The organism is Enterobacter cloacae complex sp. (assembly GCF_900322725.1).
Taxonomy (GTDB): Bacteria; Pseudomonadota; Gammaproteobacteria; order Enterobacterales; family Enterobacteriaceae; genus Enterobacter; species Enterobacter quasihormaechei.
This window is the reverse complement of sequence record NZ_LT991957.1, coordinates 1,952,189-1,975,205: the sequence shown is the minus strand read 5'-3', so window position 1 is coordinate 1,975,205 and position 23,017 is coordinate 1,952,189. Positions and strand designations below refer to the sequence as shown.

The 23,017-nt window shown below is 58.2% G+C and carries 16 protein-coding genes and 1 pseudogene; 9 read left to right on the top strand and 8 right to left on the bottom strand.

What is annotated here, in order from left to right; genetic code table 11:
* Positions 1 to 72 precede the first annotated feature (72 nt).
* Positions 73 to 1,098, bottom strand: a complete 1,026-nt coding sequence (gene cytR, locus DBR02_RS09885) for a DNA-binding transcriptional regulator CytR (RefSeq protein ID WP_107534218.1) — start codon at positions 1,096 to 1,098, stop codon at positions 73 to 75.
* A 119-nt stretch (positions 1,099 to 1,217) separates the two neighbouring features.
* Positions 1,218 to 3,413, bottom strand: a complete 2,196-nt coding sequence (priA, locus tag DBR02_RS09880; RefSeq protein ID WP_107534216.1) for a primosomal protein N' — start codon at positions 3,411 to 3,413, stop codon at positions 1,218 to 1,220.
* Positions 3,414 to 3,613: 200 nt separating this feature from the next.
* Between priA and rpmE the strand changes: the two genes are divergently transcribed.
* A complete protein-coding gene (gene rpmE / locus DBR02_RS09875) occupies positions 3,614 to 3,826 on the top strand; it encodes a 50S ribosomal protein L31 (protein ID WP_003862040.1) in 213 nt (70 codons plus the stop codon).
* A gap of 48 nt (positions 3,827 to 3,874) precedes the next feature.
* Here rpmE and metJ read toward each other — a convergent pair whose 3' ends face one another.
* Complete coding sequence (gene metJ / locus DBR02_RS09870) at positions 3,875 to 4,192, bottom strand: met regulon transcriptional regulator MetJ (RefSeq protein WP_015966498.1); 318 nt, start codon at positions 4,190 to 4,192, stop codon at positions 3,875 to 3,877.
* Positions 4,193 to 4,469: 277 nt separating this feature from the next.
* Between metJ and metB the strand changes: the two genes are divergently transcribed.
* The 4 genes from metB to katG all read left to right on the top strand — a co-directional run bounded on the left by metB (position 4,470) and on the right by katG (position 11,506).
* Positions 4,470 to 5,630 carry a cystathionine gamma-synthase gene (gene metB, locus DBR02_RS09865; protein WP_063449724.1) on the top strand — a complete coding sequence of 387 codons (1,161 nt, stop codon included), beginning with the start codon at positions 4,470 to 4,472 and terminating at the stop codon, positions 5,628 to 5,630.
* 2 nt (positions 5,631 to 5,632) lie between these two features.
* Positions 5,633 to 8,065, top strand: a complete 2,433-nt coding sequence (locus tag DBR02_RS09860; protein ID WP_063865463.1) for a bifunctional aspartate kinase/homoserine dehydrogenase II — start codon at positions 5,633 to 5,635, stop codon at positions 8,063 to 8,065.
* A gap of 225 nt (positions 8,066 to 8,290) precedes the next feature.
* On the top strand, positions 8,291 to 9,181 hold the full coding sequence (gene metF / locus DBR02_RS09855) for a methylenetetrahydrofolate reductase (RefSeq protein ID WP_063449726.1): 891 nt from the start codon (positions 8,291 to 8,293) through the stop codon (positions 9,179 to 9,181).
* Positions 9,182 to 9,325: 144 nt separating this feature from the next.
* A complete protein-coding gene (gene katG, locus DBR02_RS09850; protein WP_107534215.1) occupies positions 9,326 to 11,506 on the top strand; it encodes a catalase/peroxidase HPI in 2,181 nt (726 codons plus the stop codon).
* A 91-nt stretch (positions 11,507 to 11,597) separates the two neighbouring features.
* Here katG and gldA read toward each other — a convergent pair whose 3' ends face one another.
* From gldA to argE, 4 genes and pseudogenes are all read right to left on the bottom strand, one after another.
* Positions 11,598 to 12,701, bottom strand: a complete 1,104-nt coding sequence (gene gldA / locus DBR02_RS09845; protein WP_063449728.1) for a bifunctional L-1,2-propanediol dehydrogenase/glycerol dehydrogenase — start codon at positions 12,699 to 12,701, stop codon at positions 11,598 to 11,600.
* Between the two features lie 12 nt (positions 12,702 to 12,713).
* A pseudogene (locus DBR02_RS26975) lies at positions 12,714 to 12,821 on the bottom strand (fructose-bisphosphate aldolase); the annotation flags it as partial.
* Positions 12,822 to 12,888: 67 nt separating this feature from the next.
* Positions 12,889 to 15,540 (bottom strand): phosphoenolpyruvate carboxylase, encoded by a 2,652-nt coding sequence (ppc, locus tag DBR02_RS09835; protein ID WP_107534213.1) that lies wholly within the window; start codon positions 15,538 to 15,540, stop codon positions 12,889 to 12,891.
* A 247-nt stretch (positions 15,541 to 15,787) separates the two neighbouring features.
* Positions 15,788 to 16,939 carry an acetylornithine deacetylase gene (argE, locus tag DBR02_RS09830; protein WP_023295619.1) on the bottom strand — a complete coding sequence of 384 codons (1,152 nt, stop codon included), beginning with the start codon at positions 16,937 to 16,939 and terminating at the stop codon, positions 15,788 to 15,790.
* 88 nt (positions 16,940 to 17,027) lie between these two features.
* On the opposite strand from argE, the gene argC reads away from it, so the two are divergent.
* The 4 genes from argC (at position 17,028) to oxyR (ending at position 21,505) form a co-directional block, all read left to right on the top strand.
* Positions 17,028 to 18,032: an N-acetyl-gamma-glutamyl-phosphate reductase gene (gene argC, locus DBR02_RS09825; protein ID WP_063865466.1), complete on the top strand. Its 1,005-nt coding sequence runs from the start codon at positions 17,028 to 17,030 to the stop codon at positions 18,030 to 18,032.
* 6 nt (positions 18,033 to 18,038) lie between these two features.
* A complete protein-coding gene (gene argB / locus DBR02_RS09820) occupies positions 18,039 to 18,815 on the top strand; it encodes an acetylglutamate kinase (RefSeq protein WP_107534212.1) in 777 nt (258 codons plus the stop codon).
* A gap of 105 nt (positions 18,816 to 18,920) precedes the next feature.
* Positions 18,921 to 20,294 (top strand): argininosuccinate lyase, encoded by a 1,374-nt coding sequence (argH, locus tag DBR02_RS09815; RefSeq protein WP_063865468.1) that lies wholly within the window; start codon positions 18,921 to 18,923, stop codon positions 20,292 to 20,294.
* A gap of 293 nt (positions 20,295 to 20,587) precedes the next feature.
* Complete coding sequence (oxyR, locus tag DBR02_RS09810) at positions 20,588 to 21,505, top strand: DNA-binding transcriptional regulator OxyR (RefSeq protein ID WP_003862055.1); 918 nt, start codon at positions 20,588 to 20,590, stop codon at positions 21,503 to 21,505.
* Here oxyR and sthA read toward each other — a convergent pair.
* Positions 21,488 to 22,888: a Si-specific NAD(P)(+) transhydrogenase gene (sthA, locus tag DBR02_RS09805; RefSeq protein WP_003862057.1), complete on the bottom strand. Its 1,401-nt coding sequence runs from the start codon at positions 22,886 to 22,888 to the stop codon at positions 21,488 to 21,490. The genes oxyR and sthA overlap by 18 nt on opposite strands.
* Positions 22,889 to 23,017: the final 129 nt, after the last annotated feature.

Genomic DNA, 23,017 nt, shown 5'->3' with positions numbered 1-23,017 from the left:
TCGTTCGTCAGCCCGCCATGTTACTTAAGCGACGGGGCTTTGACCAGATAAGGGTGTAGAAAGGTATTTACTTTAAGTTAATGCCTGGGTAGAGCCGCGCACAATCAGCTCACAATCCAGTAGCCGTGACCCGCTGCTAACTGTTTGACCGTGCAGCTGATCCAGCAAAAGCAGCATCGCTTCCCGGCCAATCTCATACCGCGGTTGTGCAACGGTTGAAAGCGGCGGATCGCAAAATTCCGAAAGCGAAATATTATCAAAGCCGATAATCGACAGGTCCTGCGGCACGCGCAGACCGTGACGTTTGGCGTAAGATAATGCGCCCAGCGCCATCACGTCGCTGTGGCAGAACACCGCGGTAGGCGGTTCTGGCAAGGCCAGCAATTTTTCCAGCGCCTGCCCGCCCGCTTCAAAGGTGAAATCACCGCGCGCAATGTAGTGCGGATCGACGATGGCCCCGGTACGGCGCAGCGCCTGAACGTAGCCCTGCAACCGGTAATGACACAGCGGCATCTCTTCTGGCCCGGCAATACACCCGATACGCTTATGCCCCAGCTCCTGAAGATAGTTCACGGCGTTGAACGCGGCGGTGAGGTTGTCGATATGTACGGTCGGCAGCTCCAGCTCCGGCGCAAACTCGTTCGCCATGACCATCGGCGGTAGATTGCGCTGTTCTTCGATGCTGGCATCAAACGGCAGGCGCGAGCCAAGCAGCAGCATGCCATCAATTTGCTTGGTGATGATCAGGTCGATGAACGTTTTTTCCTGCTGGTTCTGGTGGGCACAGTCACCAATCAGCACCAGATAGCCCTGGGCGGCGGCGGTAACCTCAATGCCGCGAATGATTTCGCTGAAGAAGGGATCGCAGATGTCCGGCACGATCACCAGGATGGTGCGGGATTCATTGCGTTTAACGTTGCGCCCCATGGCTTGCGGGAAATAACCCACCTCAAGCGCCGCCTTTTCAACCCGGTTTCGGGTTGCCTGGGAGACTTTGTCAGGGTTCATCAATGCGCGGGACACGGTTGCTGTTGAGACTTGTGCTTTCTCGGCAACGTCTTTCATGGTCGCCGAGGCAACCTCTTTCCTGGACTTCAACGTCTTCTCCTCGCCTGAACACCGAACTGCGTACAGCACCATTTTTACAGATAGTTAATGGAATCGGTTACAGAATTTTCATAAAAAGTGTGAGGCGAGTTAAATTTTTCGATCCGCATTCAGCCTTCAATCGGATCGACGTCCAGAACCCACTTCACTTTTCGCGCTTCCGGCAGGGTATTGATCAGCGCCAGCGTGCCGCTGACGATCTGCTGTAAACGGATACGCGAAGGGTGCTGAAGCAAGAGTTGCCAGCGGAAACGGCCACCGCGTTTCGGGGCAAGCGCGGGGACCGGGCCTAAAATCCACAGCTGATTATCCACCAGCGGGCTGGCTTGCAGAAGGTTTCTCAGCTGTTGCAGGAACAGCGGCGCCTGCTGGTTGTTATGATCTTCCGCACGGATGATGACGTGGCTGGTCCACGGGGGAAGCTGCATCGTCTGACGTTCAGCCAGCGCCTGGTCCGCGAAGGCGTCATAGCCTTTATGCAGCAGGGTTTGCAGCAGCGGATGTTCAGGATGGTGCGTTTGCAGTACGACCTCGCCCTGTTTACCCGCGCGTCCGGCGCGCCCGGCAACCTGAGTATAAAGCTGGGCGAAACGCTCGGCGGAGCGGAAATCTGCCGAGAACAGCGCGCCGTCGACGTCCAGCAGGGCAACCAGCGTCACGTCCGGGAAGTGGTGCCCTTTCGCCAGCATCTGGGTGCCAATCAGGATGCGCGCCCCGCCGCGATGCACTTCCGCCAGCTGCTGCTCCAGCGCCCCTTTACGGCTGGTGGTGTCCCGGTCGATACGGGAAATAGGCACGTCCGGGAAGAAGGGCGCGAGCGCCTGTTCAAGCTGTTCCGTGCCCAGACCGACCGGTACGATGTGCGTTGAGCCGCACGACGGGCACTGGCGCGGCACCGGACGCTGGCTGTCGCAGTGGTGGCAGCGCAGGTGGCGCTGGGCCTGGTGGAAGGTGTAGTAGTGATCGCAGCGCGGGCACTCTGCAATCCAGCCGCAGTCGTGGCACAGCAGCGCAGGCGCGAAGCCGCGGCGGTTCAGAAACAGGATCACCTGGTTGCCCGCCTGCAAATGCTGGCGCATGCGGCTAATCAATGCAGGTGCTAGCCCGGCCTGTACCTGCTGGCCTTTCAGATCCAGCACGTGCTGGATGGCCGGGCGGGCATTCCCCGCGCGGCGCGTCAGGCGCAGCATATGGTATTTACGCTGGCGCACGTTGTGCAGCGTTTCGAGCGCAGGCGTAGCGGACCCGAGAATAATGGGGATTTGCTCGCTGTGCGCGCGGTAGACCGCCAGATCGCGGGCGTGATAGCGCCAGCCTTCCTGCTGTTTATAGGAGCTGTCGTGCTCTTCATCGATCACGATAACGCCGAGGTTTTTAAACGGCGTAAACAGCGAGGAACGGGTGCCGATAACAATCGCCGCTTCGCCATTTTTCGCCTTCAGCCAGGCACTGAGGCGCTCGCTGTCGTTCAGGCCGGAGTGCAGCACCTCAACGGGCGCGTGAAAGCGTTCACGGAAGCGGGCGATGGTTTGCGGCGTCAGGCCGATTTCCGGCACCATCACCAGCGCCTGTTTCCCCTGCGCGAGCACGTTTTCCAGCACGCTCAGATAAACTTCGGTTTTACCGGAGCCGGTGACGCCCGCCAGCAGCCAGGCGGAGAAACGATCGGCGGCGCTGTGAATCGCGCCCACGGCGGTGGCCTGCTCGGTATTCAGACGCAGGCGATCGCCCGACACGGAAAAGCCGTCGCGCCAGTCGTGCAGGGCAGGTGCTTCGCTGGCCAGCTCGCTCAGCCCTTTCTTCCTTAATGCCTGTAACGCGGTTTCGCTCACCTCAAGCTCGTCGACCTGATGGCGCCAGATTTTTCCCTGACGCAGCGCGGCCAGCGCCTGCTGCTGTTTCTGCGAGCGCTTCAGGCTATTAATGTCGACCGCCTGACCCTGTTCGGTGGCAAACCAGTACCACATGGGCGCATGGCTGGCGCGCTTGCCCTGGCGCAGCATGATGGGCAGGGCGTGGAACAGGACGTCGCCAACCGGATGATGATAGTAATCCGCTGCCCACAGCAGCAGCCGCCAGGTACTGGAAGAGTAAACCGGTTCATCGTCCAGCACCTCAACGACCGATTTCAGCTCGTTAAGGGGCAGTTCGCTTTTATCGCTGATGGACACTACGATCCCGACGCGCTGCTGTTTGCCAAACGGCACGGTCACGCGACAGCCCGCTTTGGCGCTCATGCTGTCGGGCAGCAGGTAGTCAAAGGTACGGGGAAGCGGAACGGGCAGGGCAACGTGAGCGACGGGCATCGAATCTTCCTGACTTGAAAAGTGGCGCGTTAGTATACACATTAGTGAAAGCGGCGTGCGGATCAGTTTGCATACGTTGGTCAAATTCTGTATGATTCGCCGCCTTTGGTGTATTTTACGCCAAAGAACTTACATTCAACATCGCGTGGTGTCTGGCGTTAGGGCTGGAAGAGCGACGCGGCCTTAACTGAGGTTCTCCCATGAAAAAAGATATTCACCCGAAATACGAAATGATTACTGCAAACTGCTCTTGCGGTAACTCTATCCAGATCCGCTCCACCGTGGGTCACGATCTGAACCTGGACGTGTGCGGCAAATGCCACCCGTTCTACACTGGTAAGCAGCGTGATGTTGCAACCGGTGGCCGTGTTGACCGCTTCAACAAGCGTTTCAGCATCCCGGGCGCTAAATAAGTTTCCCGAAAAAAAGGCACCGCAAGGTGCCTTTTTTGTATCCGCTTCTCAGTATTCCCACGTCTCCGGGTCGATGCCCAGCTCACGCATGATCACCTTCGCCTCTTCCGGGATTTCGTCACTGCGCTCTTTGCGCAGATCTTCATCGTTTGGCAACGGTTGACCGGTAAACGCATGCAGGAACGCTTCGCACAGCAGTTCGCTGTTGGTGGCGTGACGCAGGTTGTTCACCTGACGACGCGTGCGTTCATCGGTGAGGATCTTCAACACCTTCAGAGGAATGGAAACCGTGATTTTCTTGACTTGCTCACTCTTCTTACCGTGCTCAGCGTATGGGCTGATATATTCGCCGCTCCATTCAGCCATGAGATACCTTTAATCCTCTCAGTCATTAATCTAAAGGTGCAAAACCGGTAACTGACGGGTTTTGAACCGTAATCTTGCGTAGTTTACCGTAGAGACGATACCGAGGCACGGATATTGCCGCTGTAGCGTGTCCTAAAGCATATAATTTTAACGGCTATTTGCGCATTGCTCAATCTATACGCAAAGAAGTTTAGATGTCCAGATGTATTGACGTCCATACTTTCAATGTTTACTCTGGTGCCTGACTTTTCACCTCATTCGCCAGGAAGCCCTCACCATGACGCGTAAACAGGCCACCATCGCAGTGCGTAGCGGATTGAATGATGACGAGCAGTACGGCTGCGTTGTCCCGCCGATTCATCTCTCCAGTACCTACAATTTCACCGGATTTAATGAACCCCGCGCGCATGATTACTCGCGTCGCGGCAATCCTACGCGTGACGTCACTCAGCGCGCGCTGGCGGAACTGGAAGGCGGCGCGGGTGCGGTATTAACCAATACCGGCATGTCTGCTATTCACCTGGTGACCACGGTGTTCCTGAAGCCTGGCGATCTGCTTGTAGCACCGCACGACTGTTACGGCGGCAGCTATCGTCTGTTTGACAGCCTGGCAAAGCGTGGCTGCTACCGCGTGCTGTTTGTCGATCAAAACGACGAACAGGCGCTGAAACAGGCGCTTGCCGAGCAGCCGAAGCTGGTTCTGGTGGAAAGTCCAAGCAATCCATTGTTGCGCGTTGTCGACATTGCGAAAATTTGTCAGCTTGCAAGGGATGCGGGAGCGATAAGTGTAGTGGATAATACGTTCCTCAGTCCGGCCCTTCAGAACCCACTGGCACTGGGTGCCGATCTGGTGTTGCATTCATGCACTAAATATCTGAACGGCCATTCTGACGTGGTGGCGGGCGTGGTGATTGCAAAAGATCCCGACGTTGTCACGGAACTGGCATGGTGGGCCAATAACATCGGCGTCACCGCGGGCGCGTTCGACAGCTACCTGCTGTTGCGCGGCATCCGCACGCTGTCGCCGCGTATGGACGTGGCGCAGCGTAATGCCCAGGCGATCGTGGATTTCCTGCAAACCCAGCCGCTGGTGAAGAAGCTTTATCACCCGTCGCTGCCGGAAAACCAGGGGCACGAGATTGCCGCGCGCCAGCAGAAGGGATTTGGCGCGATGTTAAGTTTTGAACTGGATGGTGACGAGCAAACGCTGCGTCGCTTCCTGAGCGGGCTGTCATTGTTTACGCTGGCGGAATCCTTAGGGGGAGTTGAGAGCTTGATCTCCCACGCCGCAACCATGACGCACGCAGGTATGGCACCGGAAGCACGTGCCGCCGCCGGGATTTCCGAGACGCTGCTGCGTATCTCGACCGGTATTGAAGATTCTGAAGATTTAATTGCCGACCTGGAAAATGGCTTCCGGGTTGCAGCCAAGGGGTAATCATGAGTGTGATAGCGCAGGCAGGGGCGAAGGGTCGTCAGCTGCACAAGTTTGGTGGTAGTAGTCTTGCTGATGTGAAATGTTACCTGCGTGTCGCAGGGATCATGACCGAGTATTCACAGCCGGGGGACATGATGGTTGTCTCAGCGGCGGGCAGCACCACCAACCAGTTGATCAGCTGGCTGAAACTGAGCCAGACCGATCGCCTCTCTGCGCATCAGGTGCAACAGTCTTTACGTCGTTACCAGAGCGAGCTGATTGCCGGCCTGCTGCCTGCGGACGTGGCGGACGGGCTGATTAGCGCCTTCACGCACGACCTTGAGCGTCTGGCGGCCCTGCTGGACAGCGGGATCACCGATGCGGTGTATGCCGAAGTGGTGGGTCACGGTGAAGTGTGGTCTGCGCGCCTGATGGCCGCCGTGCTGCAACATCTTGGCGTAGAAGCCGCCTGGCTCGACGCGCGTGATTTCCTGCGTGCGGAACGCGCTGCACAGCCGCAGGTGGACGAAGGGCTGTCCTATCCGCTGCTGCAACAGCTGCTGGTGCAACATCCCGGGAAACGTATTGTCGTCACCGGCTTTATCAGCCGCAGCAACGCGGGCGAAACCGTACTGCTGGGCCGTAACGGCTCTGACTACTCGGCAACGCAGATCGGTGCCCTGGCGGGCGTATCCCGCGTCACCATCTGGAGCGATGTCGCGGGCGTGTACAGCGCGGATCCGCGCAAAGTAAAAGACGCCTGCCTGCTGCCGCTGCTGCGTCTCGACGAAGCGAGCGAGCTGGCGCGTCTGGCGGCCCCGGTGCTGCATGCGCGCACGCTACAGCCGGTTTCCGGCAGCGACATTGACCTGCAACTACGCTGTAGCTACACGCCGGATCAGGGTTCCACCCGCATTGAGCGCGTGCTGGCATCCGGCACGGGGGCGCGTATTGTCACCAGTCATGATGACATCTGCCTGATTGAGTTCCAGGTGCCTGCGGGCCAGGACTTCAGGCTGGCGCATAAAGATATCGACACGATCCTGAAACGTGCGCAGGTGCGTCCGCTGGCCGTTGGCGTGCATAATGACCGCCAGCTGTTGCAGTTCTGCTATACCGCCGAAGTGGTGGACAGCGCATTAAAAATTCTTGATGAAGCGGGCCTGCCGGGCGAGCTTCGCCTGCGTCAGGGGCTGGCGCTGGTGGCGATGGTGGGCGCGGGCGTCACCCGTAACCCGTTGCACTGCCACCGCTTCTGGCAGCAGCTGAAGGGCCAGCCGGTTGAATTTACCTGGCAGTCGGAAGAGGGCATCAGCCTGGTTGCCGTGCTGCGTAAAGGGCCAACTGAAAGTCTGATTCAGGGTCTGCACACCTCTCTGTTCCGCGCGGAAAAACGCATCGGCCTGGTGCTGTTCGGGAAAGGGAATATCGGTTCCCGCTGGCTGGAGCTGTTCGCCCGTGAGCAGGTCACGCTTTCGGCGCGTACCGGATTCGAATTTATTCTTGCGGGCGTGGTGGACAGCCGCCGCAGCCTGCTGAACTACGAAGGGCTGGACGCCAGCCGGGCGCTGGCCTTCTTTAACGATGAAGCCGTTGAGCAGGATGAAGAGTCGCTGTTCCTGTGGATGCGCGCGCACCCGTATGACGATCTGGTGGTGCTGGACGTTACCGCCAGCGAACAGCTGGCCGATCAGTATCTGGATTTCGCCAGCCACGGTTTCCACGTCATCAGCGCCAACAAGCTGGCGGGAGCGAGCAGTACCGATAAATATCGCCAGATCCACGACGCGTTTGAAAAAACGGGTCGTCACTGGCTTTACAACGCCACCGTTGGCGCAGGTCTGCCGGTTAACCATACCGTGCGTGACCTGATTGAAAGCGGCGACAGCATTCTGGCGCTGAGCGGCATTTTCTCCGGCACGCTCTCCTGGCTGTTTTTGCAGTTTGATGGCACCGTTCCGTTCACCGACCTGGTGGATCAGGCGTGGCAGCAGGGCTTAACCGAGCCGGATCCGCGCGTTGACCTTGCCGGTAAAGACGTGATGCGCAAGCTGGTGATCCTGGCGCGTGAAGCGGGCTACGACATTGAGCCGGGTCAGGTGCGCGTTGAGTCGCTGGTGCCTGCGGGCTGCGAGGAAGGGTCCGTTGATCATTTCTTTGAGAACGGCGACGAGCTGAACGAGCAGATGGTGCAGCGTCTGGAAGCGGCAAACGAGATGGGTCTGGTACTGCGCTACGTGGCACGCTTCGAGGCGAACGGTAAAGCGCGCGTGGGCGTGGAGGCGGTGCGTCCTGAGCATCCGCTGGCCGCTCTGCTGCCGTGCGATAACGTCTTCGCCATCGAAAGCCGCTGGTACCGCGATAACCCGCTGGTGATCCGTGGCCCGGGCGCGGGACGCGATGTCACCGCCGGGGCAATCCAGTCTGACATCAACCGTCTGGCTAAGCTGCTGTAATTTCGCTTGTTCCCTCTCCCCGTGGAGAGGGTTAGGGTGAGGGCGGCAGACCGCACTCACCCCCATCATGAACGCCCCTCATCTTCCCTGAGCAATCCTCACCGTTATTGTTGATTATTTCAGTTGACGCCACTCCGCTTTTCCGTCATTTTTACATCTGGACGTCTAAACGTATAGAAGTTCACAGCACAATAAACAACGACACGCGAAAGGTAGAGGTAAGGTATGAGCTTTTTTCACGCCAACCAGCGGGAAGCCCTGAATCAGAGCCTGGCAGAAGTTAACGGCCAGATTAACGTCTCTTTTGAATTTTTCCCGCCACGCACCAGTGAAATGGAGCAAACCCTGTGGAGCTCTATCGATCGCCTGAGCAGTCTTAAACCGAAGTTTGTTTCCGTAACCTACGGTGCCAACTCCGGCGAGCGTGACCGCACGCACAGCATCATTAAGGGCATTAAAGACCGAACCGGCCTGGAAGCGGCGCCGCACCTGACCTGTATCGACGCCACCCGCGACGAGCTGCGCGCCATCGCTCAGGACTACTGGAATAACGGCATTCGCCACATTGTGGCCCTGCGCGGCGACCTTCCGCCGGGCAGCGGTAAGCCAGAGATGTTTGCCGCCGATCTGGTCGGGCTGCTGAAAGAGGTGGCGGACTTCGATATTTCCGTTGCGGCGTATCCTGAAGTACACCCGGAAGCGAAAAGCGCCCAGGCAGACCTGCTCAACCTGAAGCGTAAAGTGGAGGCCGGTGCCAACCGCGCGATTACTCAGTTCTTCTTTGACGTGGAAAGCTACCTGCGCTTTCGCGACCGCTGCGTCTCGGCGGGTATTGATGTTGAAATCATTCCGGGCATTTTGCCGGTCTCGAACTTCAAACAGGCGAAGAAGTTCGCCGATATGACTAACGTTCGCATTCCGCTGTGGATGTCCAAAATGTACGAAGGGCTGGACGACGATCCGGAAACCCGCAAGCTGGTGGGCGCCAATATCGCCATGGACATGGTGAAGATCTTGAGCCGCGAAGGGGTGAAGGATTTCCACTTCTACACGCTGAACCGCGCGGAAATGAGTTACGCCATTTGCCACACGCTGGGCGTTCGTCCTGCCCTGTAAAGCAAAATCCCTCACAAAGATGAGGGATTTTTAATCGAACCGATAGTTAAAAGGTATTAACTATCGAATCTGTGGATTAATTCAACTATCTCTTATCGCTAGTGGTGTATATCGTAACGGTAACACTGTAAAGGGAGCATAGCGATGAGCATGTCAGACGAGACCAATAACGCGGCATCCGCCGGCAAATGTCCGTTCCATCAGGGCGGCGTCGATCATAGCGCGGGTGCAGGTACCAGCAGCAAAGAGTGGTGGCCTAAACAACTCCGCATCGATCTACTTAATCAACACTCCAGCCGTTCAAACCCACTGGGTGAAGACTTCGACTACCACAAAGAATTCAGCAAGCTCGACTATTCTGCCCTCAAGGGCGACCTCAAGGCATTGTTAACCGATTCTCAGCCGTGGTGGCCTGCCGACTGGGGCAGCTATGCGGGCCTGTTTATCCGTATGGCCTGGCACGGCGCGGGCACCTATCGCTCCGTGGACGGTCGCGGTGGCGCAGGTCGCGGTCAGCAGCGCTTCGCGCCCCTGAACTCCTGGCCGGATAACGTCAGCCTGGACAAGGCGCGCCGCCTGCTGTGGCCAGTCAAGCAAAAATACGGACAAAAAATCTCCTGGGCCGACCTGTTTATCCTCGCGGGTAACGTGGCGCTGGAGAACTCCGGCTTCCGCACCTTTGGTTTTGGTGCCGGGCGTGAAGACGTCTGGGAACCGGATCTGGACGTGAACTGGGGCGATGAAAAAGCCTGGCTGACCCACCGTGACCCGGAAGCGCTGGCGAAGCGCCCGCTGGCGGCCACTGAAATGGGCCTGATTTACGTTAACCCGGAAGGGCCAAACGCCAGCGGTGAACCGTTGTCTGCGGCGGCGGCAATCCGCGCCACCTTTGGCAACATGGGCATGAACGACGAAGAGACCGTCGCGCTGATTGCCGGCGGTCATACGCTCGGTAAAACGCACGGCGCAGGGGAAGCCACGCACGTGGGCACCGACCCGGAAGCGTCGCCGATTGAAGCGCAGGGCTTAGGCTGGACCAGTACCCACGGCACCGGAATTGGCGCTGACGCCATTACCTCCGGGCTGGAAGTCATCTGGTCGCAAACCCCGACCCAGTGGAGCAACTACTTCTTCGAGAACCTGTTCAAGTACGAATGGGTGCAGACCCGCAGCCCGGCGGGCGCGATTCAGTTTGAAGCCGTGGATGCGCCAGAGATCATGCCTGACCCGTTCGACCCGTCGAAAAAACGTAAGCCAACCATGCTGGTCACCGACCTGACGCTGCGCTTTGACCCGGAATTCGAGAAAATTTCCCGTCGCTTCCTGAACGATCCGCAGGCCTTCAATGAAGCCTTTGCGCGCGCGTGGTTCAAGCTGACCCACCGCGATATGGGGCCAAAAGCGCGGTACATTGGTCCGGAAGTGCCGAAGGAAGATCTGATTTGGCAGGATCCGCTGCCTCAGCCGGTGTTCCATCCGACTCAGGAAGATATCGAAAGCCTGAAAGCGGAAATCGCGGCCTCGGGACTCTCCGTGAGCGAGCTGGTTTCTGTGGCTTGGGCGTCGGCATCCACCTTCCGCGGCGGCGACAAGCGTGGCGGCGCCAACGGTGCACGTCTGGCGCTGGCTCCTCAGCGCGACTGGGACGTTAACGCCGCGGCGGTTCGCGCGCTGCCGGCGCTGGAAGCGATCCAGCGCACCACCAACAAAGCGTCACTTGCGGATATCATCGTGCTGGCGGGTGTGGTGGGCGTTGAGCAGGCAGCGAAAGCGGCAGGCGTTTACGTCAATGTGCCGTTCACCCCGGGCCGCGTGGACGCGCGTCAGGACCAGACGGATATCGAGATGTTTAACCTGCTCGAGCCGATTGCCGACGGTTTCCGTAACTATCGCGCACAGGTGGATGTGTCTACCACCGAGTCGCTGCTGATCGACAAAGCCCAGCAGCTGACCCTGACCGCGCCGGAGCTGACGGTACTGATCGGCGGCCTGCGCGTACTGGGTGCAAATTTCGACGGCAGCAAGAATGGCGTGTTCACTAACCGCGAGGGCGTGCTGAGCAACGATTTCTTCGTGAACCTGCTGGATATGAACACCCAGTGGAAAGCGACCGACGACTCAAACGAACTGTTTGCCGGGAGCGATCGCGCCAGCGGCGAGGTGAAATACACCGCCACCCGCGCTGACCTGGTCTTCGGTTCAAACGCCGTACTGCGCGCGCTGGCCGAGGTTTACGCCAGCAGCGATGCGCACGAAAAGTTCGTTCGTGATTTCGTTGCCGCGTGGGCGCGAGTGATGGATTTGGACCGCTTTGACGTGAAGTAACCCTTGTGCCGGGTGGCGGCTACGCCTTACCCGGCCTACAAATTAAAGTGCCATGTAAGCCGGGTAAGCGCAGCGCCACCCGGCTTTTTTATTACTCCCACTCCTGGAGGAAACGCTGTCCGTACTGGTCCGCAACCAGCAGCGCCGCATACACCTGATCCGCCGTTACGCCGCCAGGCATGTTATGAATGGTTTCCCCTTCGGCACAGGACGCTTCCGCGATCAGCCGCATTTTGGCCGGGATATCCTCTTTGATGTTTAGCTGCGCCAGGGTGATCGGCAGTCCAACGCTGTGGCAAAGCGCGGCGACGGTCTCTATTTCTTCAACCGGCGCGTTCTCCAGAACTAGCTGCGTCAGCGTGCCGAACGCGACCTTTTCACCGTGGTAGAAATGATGTGCATCCGGTACCGCCGTCATGCCGTTGTGAATGGCGTGCGCCGCCGCCAGACCGCCGCTTTCAAAACCCACGCCGCTGAGATAGGTGTTGGCTTCGATAATGCGTTCCAGCGCGGGCGTCACCACGTGCTGCTCTGCCGCCAGCATCGCTTTCTCACCCTCTTCAACCAGCGTGTTGTAGCACAGCTCTGCCAGCGCTAGCGCCGCCTGCGTGCATTTGCCGCCCGCCATGGTCGTGGCGCCGCTGCGCGAGCAGGCGCGCGCTTCAAACCAGGTAGCCAGCGCATCGCCAATCCCGGCGGCGAGCAGGCGAGCCGGTGCACCCGCCACTACTTTGGTGTCGACAATCACCATGTTCGGGTTGTGCGGCAGCATCAGATAACGCTCGAACTCACCGCTGTCGGTGTAAATCACGGACAGGGCGCTGCACGGCGCATCGGTGGAGGCGATGGTCGGGGCAACGGCAACCGGAACGTTCATAAAGTGCGCAAGCGCTTTGGCAGTATCCAGCGTTTTACCGCCGCCGATACCCAGCACTGCCAGACAGTCGGCGCTGTCGGCCAGTTTTTTCAGACGATCGATTTCATTTTGCGAACATTCGCCGCCAAACGGCGCAATTTCGGCGTGGAGATCGGCTTGTCTGAAGCTCTGGCGCAGGGTTTCTTCAGCAAAACCCAGCACAAACTTATCGCCCACCACCAGCCAGCGGGCTGCCAGCGGCTTCAGATAGTCGCCGAGACGGGTGAGCACATCAGCACCCTGGATGTATTTTCCCGGGGATTGAATAATACGGTCCATAACATTACTCCCTTAGTGTTTGAGGTAAATCCTGTCCTGTTCGAACGGCTCTGAGAGTGACTCTACTCCCGGCGTGCCGGACATTTGTTGCGCTATGTCTAAGGGAAGCGTGATTGCCTTACGGGCGGTAGGGAAGAGGGAAGATCGAGATGTGCCCGGCAGGCTTAGCGCTGCCGGGCATTAAGCATTAACCGGTGTTACGCATACCCGCCGCAACGCCGGCAATCGTCACCATCAGCGCCTGTTCAACGCGCGGATCCGGCTCTTTACCTTCCTCTTCCGCCAGGCGGGAACGGTGCAGCAGTTCAGCCTGTAAAACGTTCAGCGGGTCGGTGTAGATGTTACGCAACTGGATTGATTCGGCGATCCACGGCAGGTCTTCCATCAGGTGGGAATCGTTGGCGATATCCAGCACTACCTTGATGTCGCCTTCCAGCAGCTCGCGCAGCTCTTTACCCAGCGTCCACAGCTCTGGTTTCACCAGGCGCTGATCGTAGTATTCCGCCAGCCACAGGTCGGCTTTCGAGAAGACCATCTCCAGCATGCCCAGACGGGTGGAGAAGAACGGCCAGTCGCGGCACATGGTTTCCAGCTCGCTCTGCTTACCGTCTTCCACCACTTTTTGCAGCGCCGCACCGGCACCCAGCCAGGCGGGCAGCATTAAGCGGTTTTGCGTCCAGGCGAAGATCCACGGAATGGCGCGCAGGGACTCGACGCCGCCGGTCGGGCGACGCTTGGCCGGACGCGAACCCAGCGGCAGTTTACCCAGCTCCTGCTCAGGCGTTGCTGAACGGAAGTAAGGCACGAAGTCTTTGTTTTCACGCACGTAGCCACGGTACAGGTCGCAGGAGATGTCTGACAGCTCGTCCATGATGCGACACCAGGACTCTTTTGGCTCTGGCGGCGGCAGCAGGTTCGCTTCCAGGATCGCACTGGTATAGAGCGACAGGCTGCTGATGGTCACTTCCGGCAGACCGTATTTGAAGCGGATCATCTCGCCCTGCTCGGTCACGCGCAGGCCGCCTTTCAGGCTTCCCGGTGGTTGAGAGAGCAGCGCCGCGTGAGCAGGTGCGCCACCGCGGCCAATGGAGCCGCCGCGACCGTGGAACAGGGTCAGCTCAATACCGGCTTTCTCGCAGGTTTTGATCAATGCATCCTGCGCCTGATACTGCGCCCAGGACGCCGCCATCACGCCCGCATCTTTCGCGGAGTCGGAATAGCCAATCATCACCATCTGTTTGCCCTGAATAAAGCCGCGATACCAGTCGATGTTAAGCAGCTGGGTCATCACGTCGTTGGCGTTGTTCAGGTCGTCGAGGGTCTCAAACAGCGGCGCGACAGGCAGAGCGTAGTCGATGCCCGCTTCTTTCAGCAGAAGGTGAACGCCCAGCACGTCGGACGGGGTTTTCGCCATGGAGATCACATAGGCGGCCACCGATCCTTTCGGCGCATCCACGATCGCTTTACAGGTGTTGAGCACTTCGCGGGTATCATTGCTTGGCTCCCAGTTGCGCGGCAGCAGAGGGCGCTTGGAGTTCAGCTCGCGGATCAGGAACGCCTGCTTGTCGGCTTCTGACCAGCTTTCATAGTCGCCGATGCCGAGATAGCGGGTCAGTTCGCCCAGCGCTTCGGTATGGCGGGTACTTTCCTGACGGACGTCGATACGCACCAGCGGTACGCCGAAACACTTCACGCGACGCAGGGTATCGAGCAGTTCGCCATTCGCAATGATGCCCATTCCGCAGGCCTGGAGCGATTTATAACAGGCATACAGCGGTTCCCAGAGCTGTTCGTTCTGGCTCAGCAGACCTTCTGGCTTTGGCAGGCGCTGGCCTTTCAGGCGCGCTTCCAGCCAGGCCTGAGTTGCAAGCAGCTGACCGCGCAGTTTTTTCATCAGGAAACGGTACGGCTCGCTGGCACCTTCTTCACCGGCCAGCGCACGCAGTTCCGGCGTCGCTTCTACCATCGACAGCTCGGAGATCAGCACCTGAATATCTTTCAGGAACAGGTCGGTCGCTTTCCAGCGGCTCAGCAGCAGGACGTGACGGGTGATTTCCGCCGTCACGTTCGGGTTGCCGTCGCGGTCACCGCCCATCCAGGAGGTAAAGCGCACCGGCACAAAGTCTACCGGCAGGCGATAGCCGAGGTTCTCTTCCAGCTGTTCGTTCAGCTCGCGCAGGTAGTTAGGCACCCCTTCCCACAGGCTGTTTTCCACCACCGCAAAGCCCCATTTGGCTTCGTCGACCGGGCTTGGGCGATGCTTACGAATTTCATCGGTGTGCCAGGACTGGGCAATCAGCTGGCGCAGACGGCGCATCAGCTGGTTACGTTCGTAGTCGGCAATGTCTTTGTTATCCAGTTGCTTCAGGCAGTTGTTCACTTCCACCATTTTGTGGATCAGCGTACGACGGGTTATTTCGGTTGGGTGTGCGGTCAGAACCAGCTCCAGCGAAAGGGATTCCACCGCGTTTTTGATGGTCGCTTCGTTGAGGTCGGGCTGGTCTTTGAGTTTACGAAGGGTGCGGGCAATGACTTCCGGGTTGCTGGCCGCTTCGCCTTTTGGCGAAATGCTGTGGTATTGCTCAGCGGTGTTTGCCAGGTTCAGGAACTGGCTAAAGGCGCGGGCAACGGGCAGCAGCTCATCGTTAGAAAGGTTCTGCAAGGTGGTGAGCAGCTCCTGACGATTTGCCTCGTTACCGGCACGGGAAGATTTGGACAGCTTGCGGATGGTTTCAACGCGGTCGAGAATGTTCTCCCCTAATGCGTCTTTGATGGTATCTCCAAGCACTTTGCCGAGCATGCTGACATTACTACGCAACGCGGAATATTGTTCGTTCATAAAAACCCAGTCACCCCATCATTTTTGTTTATGCCCAGGCGAAAATCTTCTGGACATTATTTTGTCATCTCCCTTTATAAAGCCACGTAAAACCCCCGTCGTCAATTGCTGCGAAAACGGTTCAGCAAACGAATAAATGCGGGCAATTTACGAAATTTAATTCGCTTCGCGTCAGATAAGAGATGCTTATGGGAATGTGACGGAGATCGCGGGATTTTCCCCCTCTCCAGGGAGAGGGGAAGCGTCATTAATGCCAGCAGAAATGATGCACAACCTGGGTAATCAGTTCGCGGGTGGGCTTGATGAAGCGGGTTTCCAGATACTCATCCGGCTGATGGGCCTGGTTAATGGAGCCAGGACCAAGAACCAGCGTCGGGCACAGGGTCTGAATAAACGGTGCTTCGGTGCAGTAGTTCACCACGTCGGTTTTCTCGCCGAGCAGTTTTTCCACGACCTGAACCAGCTGATGGTCTGGCGGGCATTCGTAGCCTGGAATCGGCGGATGCAGTTCAGAGACCGTCAGGCGTCCCGGCCAGCGCTCGCTGACCGGAGCCAGCGCTTCGTTCAACAGGCCATCCAGATCGCTCAGCGTCATGCCCGGCAGCGGACGAATATCCATATGCAGTTCGCAGCAGGCGCAGATACGGTTGGACGCATCGCCGCCGTGCAGGCTACCGAGGTTCAGCGTTGGATAAGGCACGGTAAACGCCTCGTAGTGATAACGCTCTTTCAAATCGTCGCGCAGGGTCATGATGCGGCCAATGGCGTCGTGCATCAGCTCAATGGCGTTCACGCCGCGCGCCGGATCGCTGGAGTGACCGGACTGGCCCAGCACGCGCACCGCGGTAGAAATATGGCCTTTGTGCGCACGAATCGGTTGCAGAGAGGTGGGCTCGCCGATGATCGCGCAGTCCGGGCGAATCGACGTGTTTTCAGAGAAATAACGTGCACCCGCCATGCTGGTCTCTTCATCGGCGGTCGCCAGAATGTAGAGCGGCTTTTTCAGGGTTGTCACGTCCACGTCACGCAGCGCGTCGAGGATAAAGGCGAAGAAGCCTTTCATGTCCGCCGTGCCGAGACCGTAGAGCTTGTTGTCGTGTTCGGTCAGCGTGAACGGATCGCGCGTCCAGCGGCCATCGTCAAACGGCACGGTGTCGGTATGACCGGCCAGCAGCAGGCCGCCCGCACCGGTTCCGGTACTGGCGAGCAGGTTAAATTTGTGGCGTGTTCCGGGGACGGGCTGAACCTCAACGTTAAACCCAAGATCGCTAAACCAACCCGCCAGCAGATTGATTAAAGACTCATTGCTCTGATCCAGCGCTTCTTCCGTCGCGCTGATGGAGGGTGTGGCAATCAGGGCGCGGTAAATCTCGATAAATGGCGGTAAGTTCATTTTCATTGTTGACACACCTTAGGTCGTGATAGTATCAATATTCATGCAATAAATGTGAATAAAAATACATTAACGTTGAGCATAAAGGAACCCGATGTTGAATACGCTGATTGTAGGCGCTAGCGGTTATGCGGGCGCAGAGCTTGTAAGCTACGTAAATCGCCACCCTCATATGACCATAACCGCTTTGACCGTGTCAGCGCAAAGCAATGATGCCGGAAAGTTAATTTCTGATTTGCATCCGCAGCTTAAAGGCATTGTCGATCTGCCGTTGCAGCCGATGTCCGACATCAGCGAGTTCACCGATGGCGTTGACGTGGTGTTTTTAGCCACGGCGCATGAAGTCAGCCACGACCTGGCACCGCAATTTTTAGCGGCCGGCTGCGTGGTCTTTGACCTCTCCGGCGCGTTTCGCGTAAACGACAGCGCGTTCTACGAAAAATATTACGGTTTCTCCCATCAGCATCCGGATCTGCTTGAAAAAGCGGTCTACGGCCTGGCGGAGTGGAGCGCCGATAAACTGAAAGAAGCGAACCTGATTGCCGTGCCGGGCTGCTACCCGACGGCGGCGCAGCTCTCGCTGAAGCCATTGATCGACGCCGGTCTGCTGGATCTGCACCAGTGGCCGGTGATCAACGCCACCAGCGGCGTGAGCGGAGCAGGGCGCAAGGCCGCTATCTCCAACAGCTTCTGCGAAGTGAGCCTTCAGCCGTATGGCGTGTTCAATCACCGTCATCACCCTGAAATCACCACGCATCTGGGCGCGGAGGTGATCTTCACCCCGCACCTCGGCAGCTTCCCGCGCGGGATCCTCGAAACCATTACCTGCCGCCTGAAGCCGGGCGTGACCCAGGCGCAGGTGAGCGAGGCCTTCACGCAGGCATACGCGGATAAACCGCTGGTGCGTCTGTACGACAAAGGCGTGCCGGCATTGAAAAACGTGGTTGGCCTGCCGTTCTGCGACATCGGCTTTGCCGTACAGGGCGAACATCTGATTGTGGTTGCCGCAGAAGATAACTTACTGAAAGGCGCTGCCGCACAGGCAATGCAGTGTGCAAATATTCGTTTCGGCTTCCCTGAAACGCAGGCTCTTATTTAAGGTGTGATGATGAACCCATTAATTATCAAACTCGGTGGTGTACTGCTGGACAGCGAAGAAGCGCTGGAGCGCCTGTTTACCGCGCTGGTGAACTATCGCGAATCGCACCAGCGCCCGCTGGTGATTGTGCACGGCGGCGGCTGCGTGGTGGATGAGCTGATGAAAGGGCTGAATCTGCCGGTGAAAAAGAAAAATGGCCTGCGCGTCACCCCTGCTGACCAGATTGACATCATTACCGGCGCGCTGGCGGGCACGGCGAACAAAACGCTGCTGGCATGGGCGAAGAAACACCATATCGCCTCCGTTGGCCTCTACCTGGGCGACGGTGACAGCGTAAAAGTGACCCAGCTTGACGAAGAGCTCGGCCATGTTGGACTGGCGCAGCCAGGTTCGCCTAAGCTGATTAACACCCTGCTGGAAGGCGGTTTTCTGCCGGTAGTGAGCTCTATCGGCGTGACCGAAGCGGGCGAGCTGATGAACGTCAACGCGGACCAGGCGGCAACCGCCCTGGCGGCCACGCTGGGCGCTGACCTGATCTTGCTCTCCGACGTGAGCGGCATTCTGGACGGCAAAGGCCAGCGTATTGCGGAAATGACCGCCGCAAAAGCCGAGCAGCTGATCGATCAGGGCATTATCACCGACGGCATGATCGTTAAGGTGAATGCGGCGCTGGATGCGGCGCGCACGCTGGGTCGCCCGGTGGATATCGCCTCCTGGCGCCACGCGGAGCAGCTTCCGGCGCTGTTCAACGGCACGCCGATTGGTACGCGTATTCTGGCTTAAGATTCTGTGCCGGATGGCGCTTCGCTTATCCGGCCTACGTGAATTTTGTAGGCCCGGTAAGCGCAGCGCCACCGGGCAAAAATATCATCATTAAGGAAATTCGTTATGGCACTTTGGGGTGGGCGTTTTACACAGGCAGCGGATCAGCGGTTCAAACAGTTCAACGACTCTTTGCGCTTCGACTACCGCCTGGCCGAACAGGATATCGTCGGCTCTGTGGCCTGGTCCAAAGCGCTGGTGACCGTTGGCGTGCTGACCGCAGACGAACAGCAGCAGCTGGAAGAGGCGCTGAACAACCTGCTGGAAGAGGTGCGTCTGGATCCGCAGCAAATCCTCCAGAGCGATGCCGAAGATATTCACAGCTGGGTGGAAGGTAAACTCATCGACAAAGTCGGCCAGCTGGGTAAAAAACTGCATACCGGCCGTAGCCGTAATGACCAGGTTGCGACCGACCTGAAGCTGTGGTGCAAAGAGACCATAGGCGAACTGCTGGCGGCAAATCGTCAGTTGCAGGGCGCGCTGGTGGAAACCGCGCAGAACAACCAGGACGCGGTGATGCCGGGTTATACCCACCTGCAACGCGCGCAGCCGGTGACGTTCGCGCACTGGTGTCTGGCCTACGTTGAGATGCTGGCGCGTGATGAAAGCCGGTTGCAGGATACCCTAACGCGTCTGGACGTGAGCCCGCTGGGCAGCGGCGCGCTGGCCGGTACCGCATATGAAATCGACCGCGAGCAGCTGGCAGGCTGGCTGGGCTTTGCTTCCGCCACCCGCAACAGCCTGGACAGCGTCTCTGATCGTGACCACGTGCTGGAGCTGCTGTCGAATGCCTCTATCGGGATGGTGCACCTGTCGCGCTTTGCCGAAGACCTGATCTTCTTTAACTCTGGCGAAGCGGGCTTCGTGGAGCTGTCCGACCGCGTGACCTCAGGCTCATCCCTGATGCCGCAGAAGAAAAACCCGGACGCGCTGGAGCTTATCCGCGGCAAGTGCGGTCGCGTGCAGGGCGCGCTTACCGGCATGATGATGACCCTGAAAGGGCTGCCGCTGGCGTATAACAAAGATATGCAGGAAGACAAAGAAGGGCTGTTCGACGCGCTCGACACCTGGCTGGACTGTCTGCACATGGGCGCGCTGGTGCTGGACGGCATTCAGGTGAAACGTCCGCGCTGTCAGGAAGCGGCGCAGCAGGGCTATGCTAACTCCACCGAGCTGGCGGACTACCTGGTGGCGAAAGGCGTACCGTTCCGCGAGGCGCACCATATTGTGGGCGAAGCGGTAGTAGAAGCGATTCGTCAGGGTAAAGCCCTTGAAGCGCTGGCGCTGGCCGACCTGCAAAAATTCAGCGCGGTTATCGGGGATGACGTCTATCCGATTCTGGCCCTGCAATCCTGCCTGGATAAGCGTGCAGCGAAAGGCGGCGTATCGCCGAAGCAGGTGGCGCAGGCGATTGCGGATGCGAAAAACCGCCTGATTTGATGCCTGAAACGTCGGGTGGCGGCTTCGCCTGACCCGATCTACAAAACCCCAGCCCAACCCTGAGTTGGGCTTTTTTTTGCAAAAAAAAGCGGACCACGGGGTCCGCAAAAGTTCACGTTGGCTTTAGTTTTTCGAGTTTTGAGAGAAACTCGCTGACGGTGCGGGGACGTCAAGGGTCAAACACGGCCGCCTCGTCTATGTGGCGTATTATTCAACAGAATGCTTGATAGGGATAATCGTTCATTGCTATGCTATCTATCGCCATGAACTATCGTGGCGACGGAGGATGAATAATGAATATTCGTGATCTTGAATACCTGGTAGCGTTAGCCGAGCACCGCCATTTTCGCCGCGCGGCAGATTCCTGCCACGTCAGCCAGCCTACCCTGAGCGGCCAGATCCGCAAGCTGGAAGATGAGCTGGGCGTAATGCTGCTGGAGCGCACCAGTCGTAAGGTACTGTTCACCCAGGCAGGTCTGCTGCTGGTGGATCAGGCGCGCACCGTGCTGCGCGAGGTCAAAGTGCTCAAGGAAATGGCAAGCCAGCAGGGGGAGGCGATGTCCGGCCCGCTGCATATTGGCCTGATCCCAACCGTTGGCCCGTACCTGTTGCCGCAAATCATTCCAATGCTGCACCAGACGTTCCCGAAACTCGAAATGTACCTGCACGAAGCGCAAACCCATCAGCTGCTGGCGCAGCTGGACAGCGGCAAGCTCGACTGTGCGATTCTGGCGCTGGTCAAAGAGAGTGAAGCGTTTATTGAAGTGCCGCTGTTCGACGAACCGATGATGCTGGCGATCTATGAAGATCACCCATGGGCGAACCGCGATCGCGTGCCGATGGCCGATCTGGCGGGTGAAAAGCTGTTGATGCTGGAAGACGGCCACTGCCTGCGCGATCAGGCGATGGGCTTCTGCTTCGAAGCGGGCGCTGACGAAGATACCCATTTCCGCGCAACCAGTCTGGAAACGCTGCGTAATATGGTGGCGGCGGGAAGCGGTATTACGCTGCTGCCGGCGCTGGCGGTGCCGCACGAGCGTAAACGCGATGGCGTGGTCTATCTGCCATGCATCAAGCCGGAGCCGCGTCGCACCATTGGTCTGGTTTATCGTCCGGGGTCACCGCTGCGCAGCCGCTATGAGCAGCTGGCAGAGGCCATCCGCGGTGCGATGGATGGCCATTTCGACAGCGCGTTAAAACAGGCGGTTTAAGCCGTTCAGCGCGGCTACCCGATAGGCTTCCGCCATGGTCGGGTAGTTAAAGGTGGTGTTAACGAAGTACTCAATGGTGTTGCCACCACCTTTTTGCTCCATGATCGCCTGGCCGATGTGAATGATTTCCGCCGCGCGTTCACCGAAGCAGTGAATCCCGAGGATCTCTTTCGTCTCGCGATGGAACAGGATCTTCAGCGTACCCACGCTCATCCCCACGATTTGCGCCCGCGCCAGATGTTTAAACTGGGCACGACCCACCTCGTAAGGCACCTTCATGGCCGTCAGCTGCTGCTCGGTTTTCCCGACAGAACTGATTTCCGGAATGGTGTAGATACCCGTCGGGATATCTTCGATCAGATGCGCCGTCGCTTCACCTTTCACCAGCGCCTGTGCGGCGATGCGGCCCTGATCGTACGCAGCGGAGGCCAGGCTTGGGTAACCAATCACGTCGCCCACCGCGTATACGTGCGGCAGCGCGGTCTGATACATGCTGTTGACCTTCAGCTGACCGCGGCTGTCGGTTTCGAGCCCGATATTCTCCAGCTGCAACGAATCCGTGTTGCCGGTACGGCCGTTGGCGTACAGCAGGCAGTCCGCCTTCAGCTTCTTACCTGACTTCAGGTGCATGATCACACCGTCGTCGCAGCCCTCAATCTTCTCGTACTCTTCGTTGTGGCGAATCACCACGCCGCTGTTCCAGAAGTGGTAGGAGAGAGAGTCCGACATCTCCTGATCGAGGAACGCCAGCAGGCGGTCGCGGGTGTTAATCAGGTCAACTTTGACCTCCATTCCGCGGAAGATTGACGCATATTCACAGCCAATCACCCCCGCACCATAGATGATCACATGGCGTGGCTCGTGATGCAGGCTGAGGATGGAGTCGCTGTCGTAAATGCGCGGGTGCGAGAAGTCCACGTCTGCCGGATGGTACGGACGGGAACCGCAGGCGATCACAAATTTTTCAGCGGTGAGCGTCTCAACCGAACCATCGTGGCACTCCAGCGCCAGGGTGTGTTCATCCACAAAATGGGCGTTGCCTTGCAGAATTTCACAGTGGTTGCGCTCATAAAAACCCTGACGCATGCGCGTCTGCTGGTTAATGACCGTGTCTGCGTGATTCAGGATATCGGCAAAGGAGGAACGAAGAAGTCGGGAGTGGTCGCTGTAAAGAGGATTCTGGTTAAATTCGATAATGCGGCTAACGGCGTGGCGGAGGGCTTTCGAAGGGATGGTGCCCCAGTGGGTGCAACCGCCGCCAACATTATGGTAGCGCTCAATCACCGCTACTCTGGCTCCCTGTTTTACCAGACCCATAGCAGCACCTTCGCCGCCCGGGCCGGAACCAATAACTATTGCGTCGTAATCGTAGGAATGTGGCATGGCAAGGCTTACCTGTTCTTATACATAAAAGCAACAGAATCATAACATCATTGCCTGGGTAACCCAATTATCGTTGTGCTTTTTTCGGGCAGTGGGGCACAAACCGCGCGTAAACAATCATTCACAAAG

Bases quoted from the DNA above. Each gene is read 5' to 3' on its own strand.
- priA (WP_107534216.1), bottom strand. From the start codon at position 3,413: ATGCCCGTCGCTCACGTTGCCCTGCCCGTTCCGCTTCCCCGTACCTTT.
- rpmE (WP_003862040.1), top strand. From the start codon at position 3,614: ATGAAAAAAGATATTCACCCGAAATACGAAATGATTACTGCAAACTGC.
- metJ (WP_015966498.1), bottom strand. From the start codon at position 4,192: ATGGCTGAATGGAGCGGCGAATATATCAGCCCATACGCTGAGCACGGT.
- metB (WP_063449724.1), top strand. From the start codon at position 4,470: ATGACGCGTAAACAGGCCACCATCGCAGTGCGTAGCGGATTGAATGAT.
- DBR02_RS09860 (WP_063865463.1), top strand. From the start codon at position 5,633: ATGAGTGTGATAGCGCAGGCAGGGGCGAAGGGTCGTCAGCTGCACAAG.
- metF (WP_063449726.1), top strand. From the start codon at position 8,291: ATGAGCTTTTTTCACGCCAACCAGCGGGAAGCCCTGAATCAGAGCCTG.
- katG (WP_107534215.1), top strand. From the start codon at position 9,326: ATGAGCATGTCAGACGAGACCAATAACGCGGCATCCGCCGGCAAATGT.
- gldA (WP_063449728.1), bottom strand. From the start codon at position 12,701: ATGGACCGTATTATTCAATCCCCGGGAAAATACATCCAGGGTGCTGAT.
- ppc (WP_107534213.1), bottom strand. From the start codon at position 15,540: ATGAACGAACAATATTCCGCGTTGCGTAGTAATGTCAGCATGCTCGGC.
- argE (WP_023295619.1), bottom strand. From the start codon at position 16,939: ATGAAAATGAACTTACCGCCATTTATCGAGATTTACCGCGCCCTGATT.
- argC (WP_063865466.1), top strand. From the start codon at position 17,028: ATGTTGAATACGCTGATTGTAGGCGCTAGCGGTTATGCGGGCGCAGAG.
- argB (WP_107534212.1), top strand. From the start codon at position 18,039: ATGATGAACCCATTAATTATCAAACTCGGTGGTGTACTGCTGGACAGC.
- argH (WP_063865468.1), top strand. From the start codon at position 18,921: ATGGCACTTTGGGGTGGGCGTTTTACACAGGCAGCGGATCAGCGGTTC.
- oxyR (WP_003862055.1), top strand. From the start codon at position 20,588: ATGAATATTCGTGATCTTGAATACCTGGTAGCGTTAGCCGAGCACCGC.
- sthA (WP_003862057.1), bottom strand. From the start codon at position 22,888: ATGCCACATTCCTACGATTACGACGCAATAGTTATTGGTTCCGGCCCG.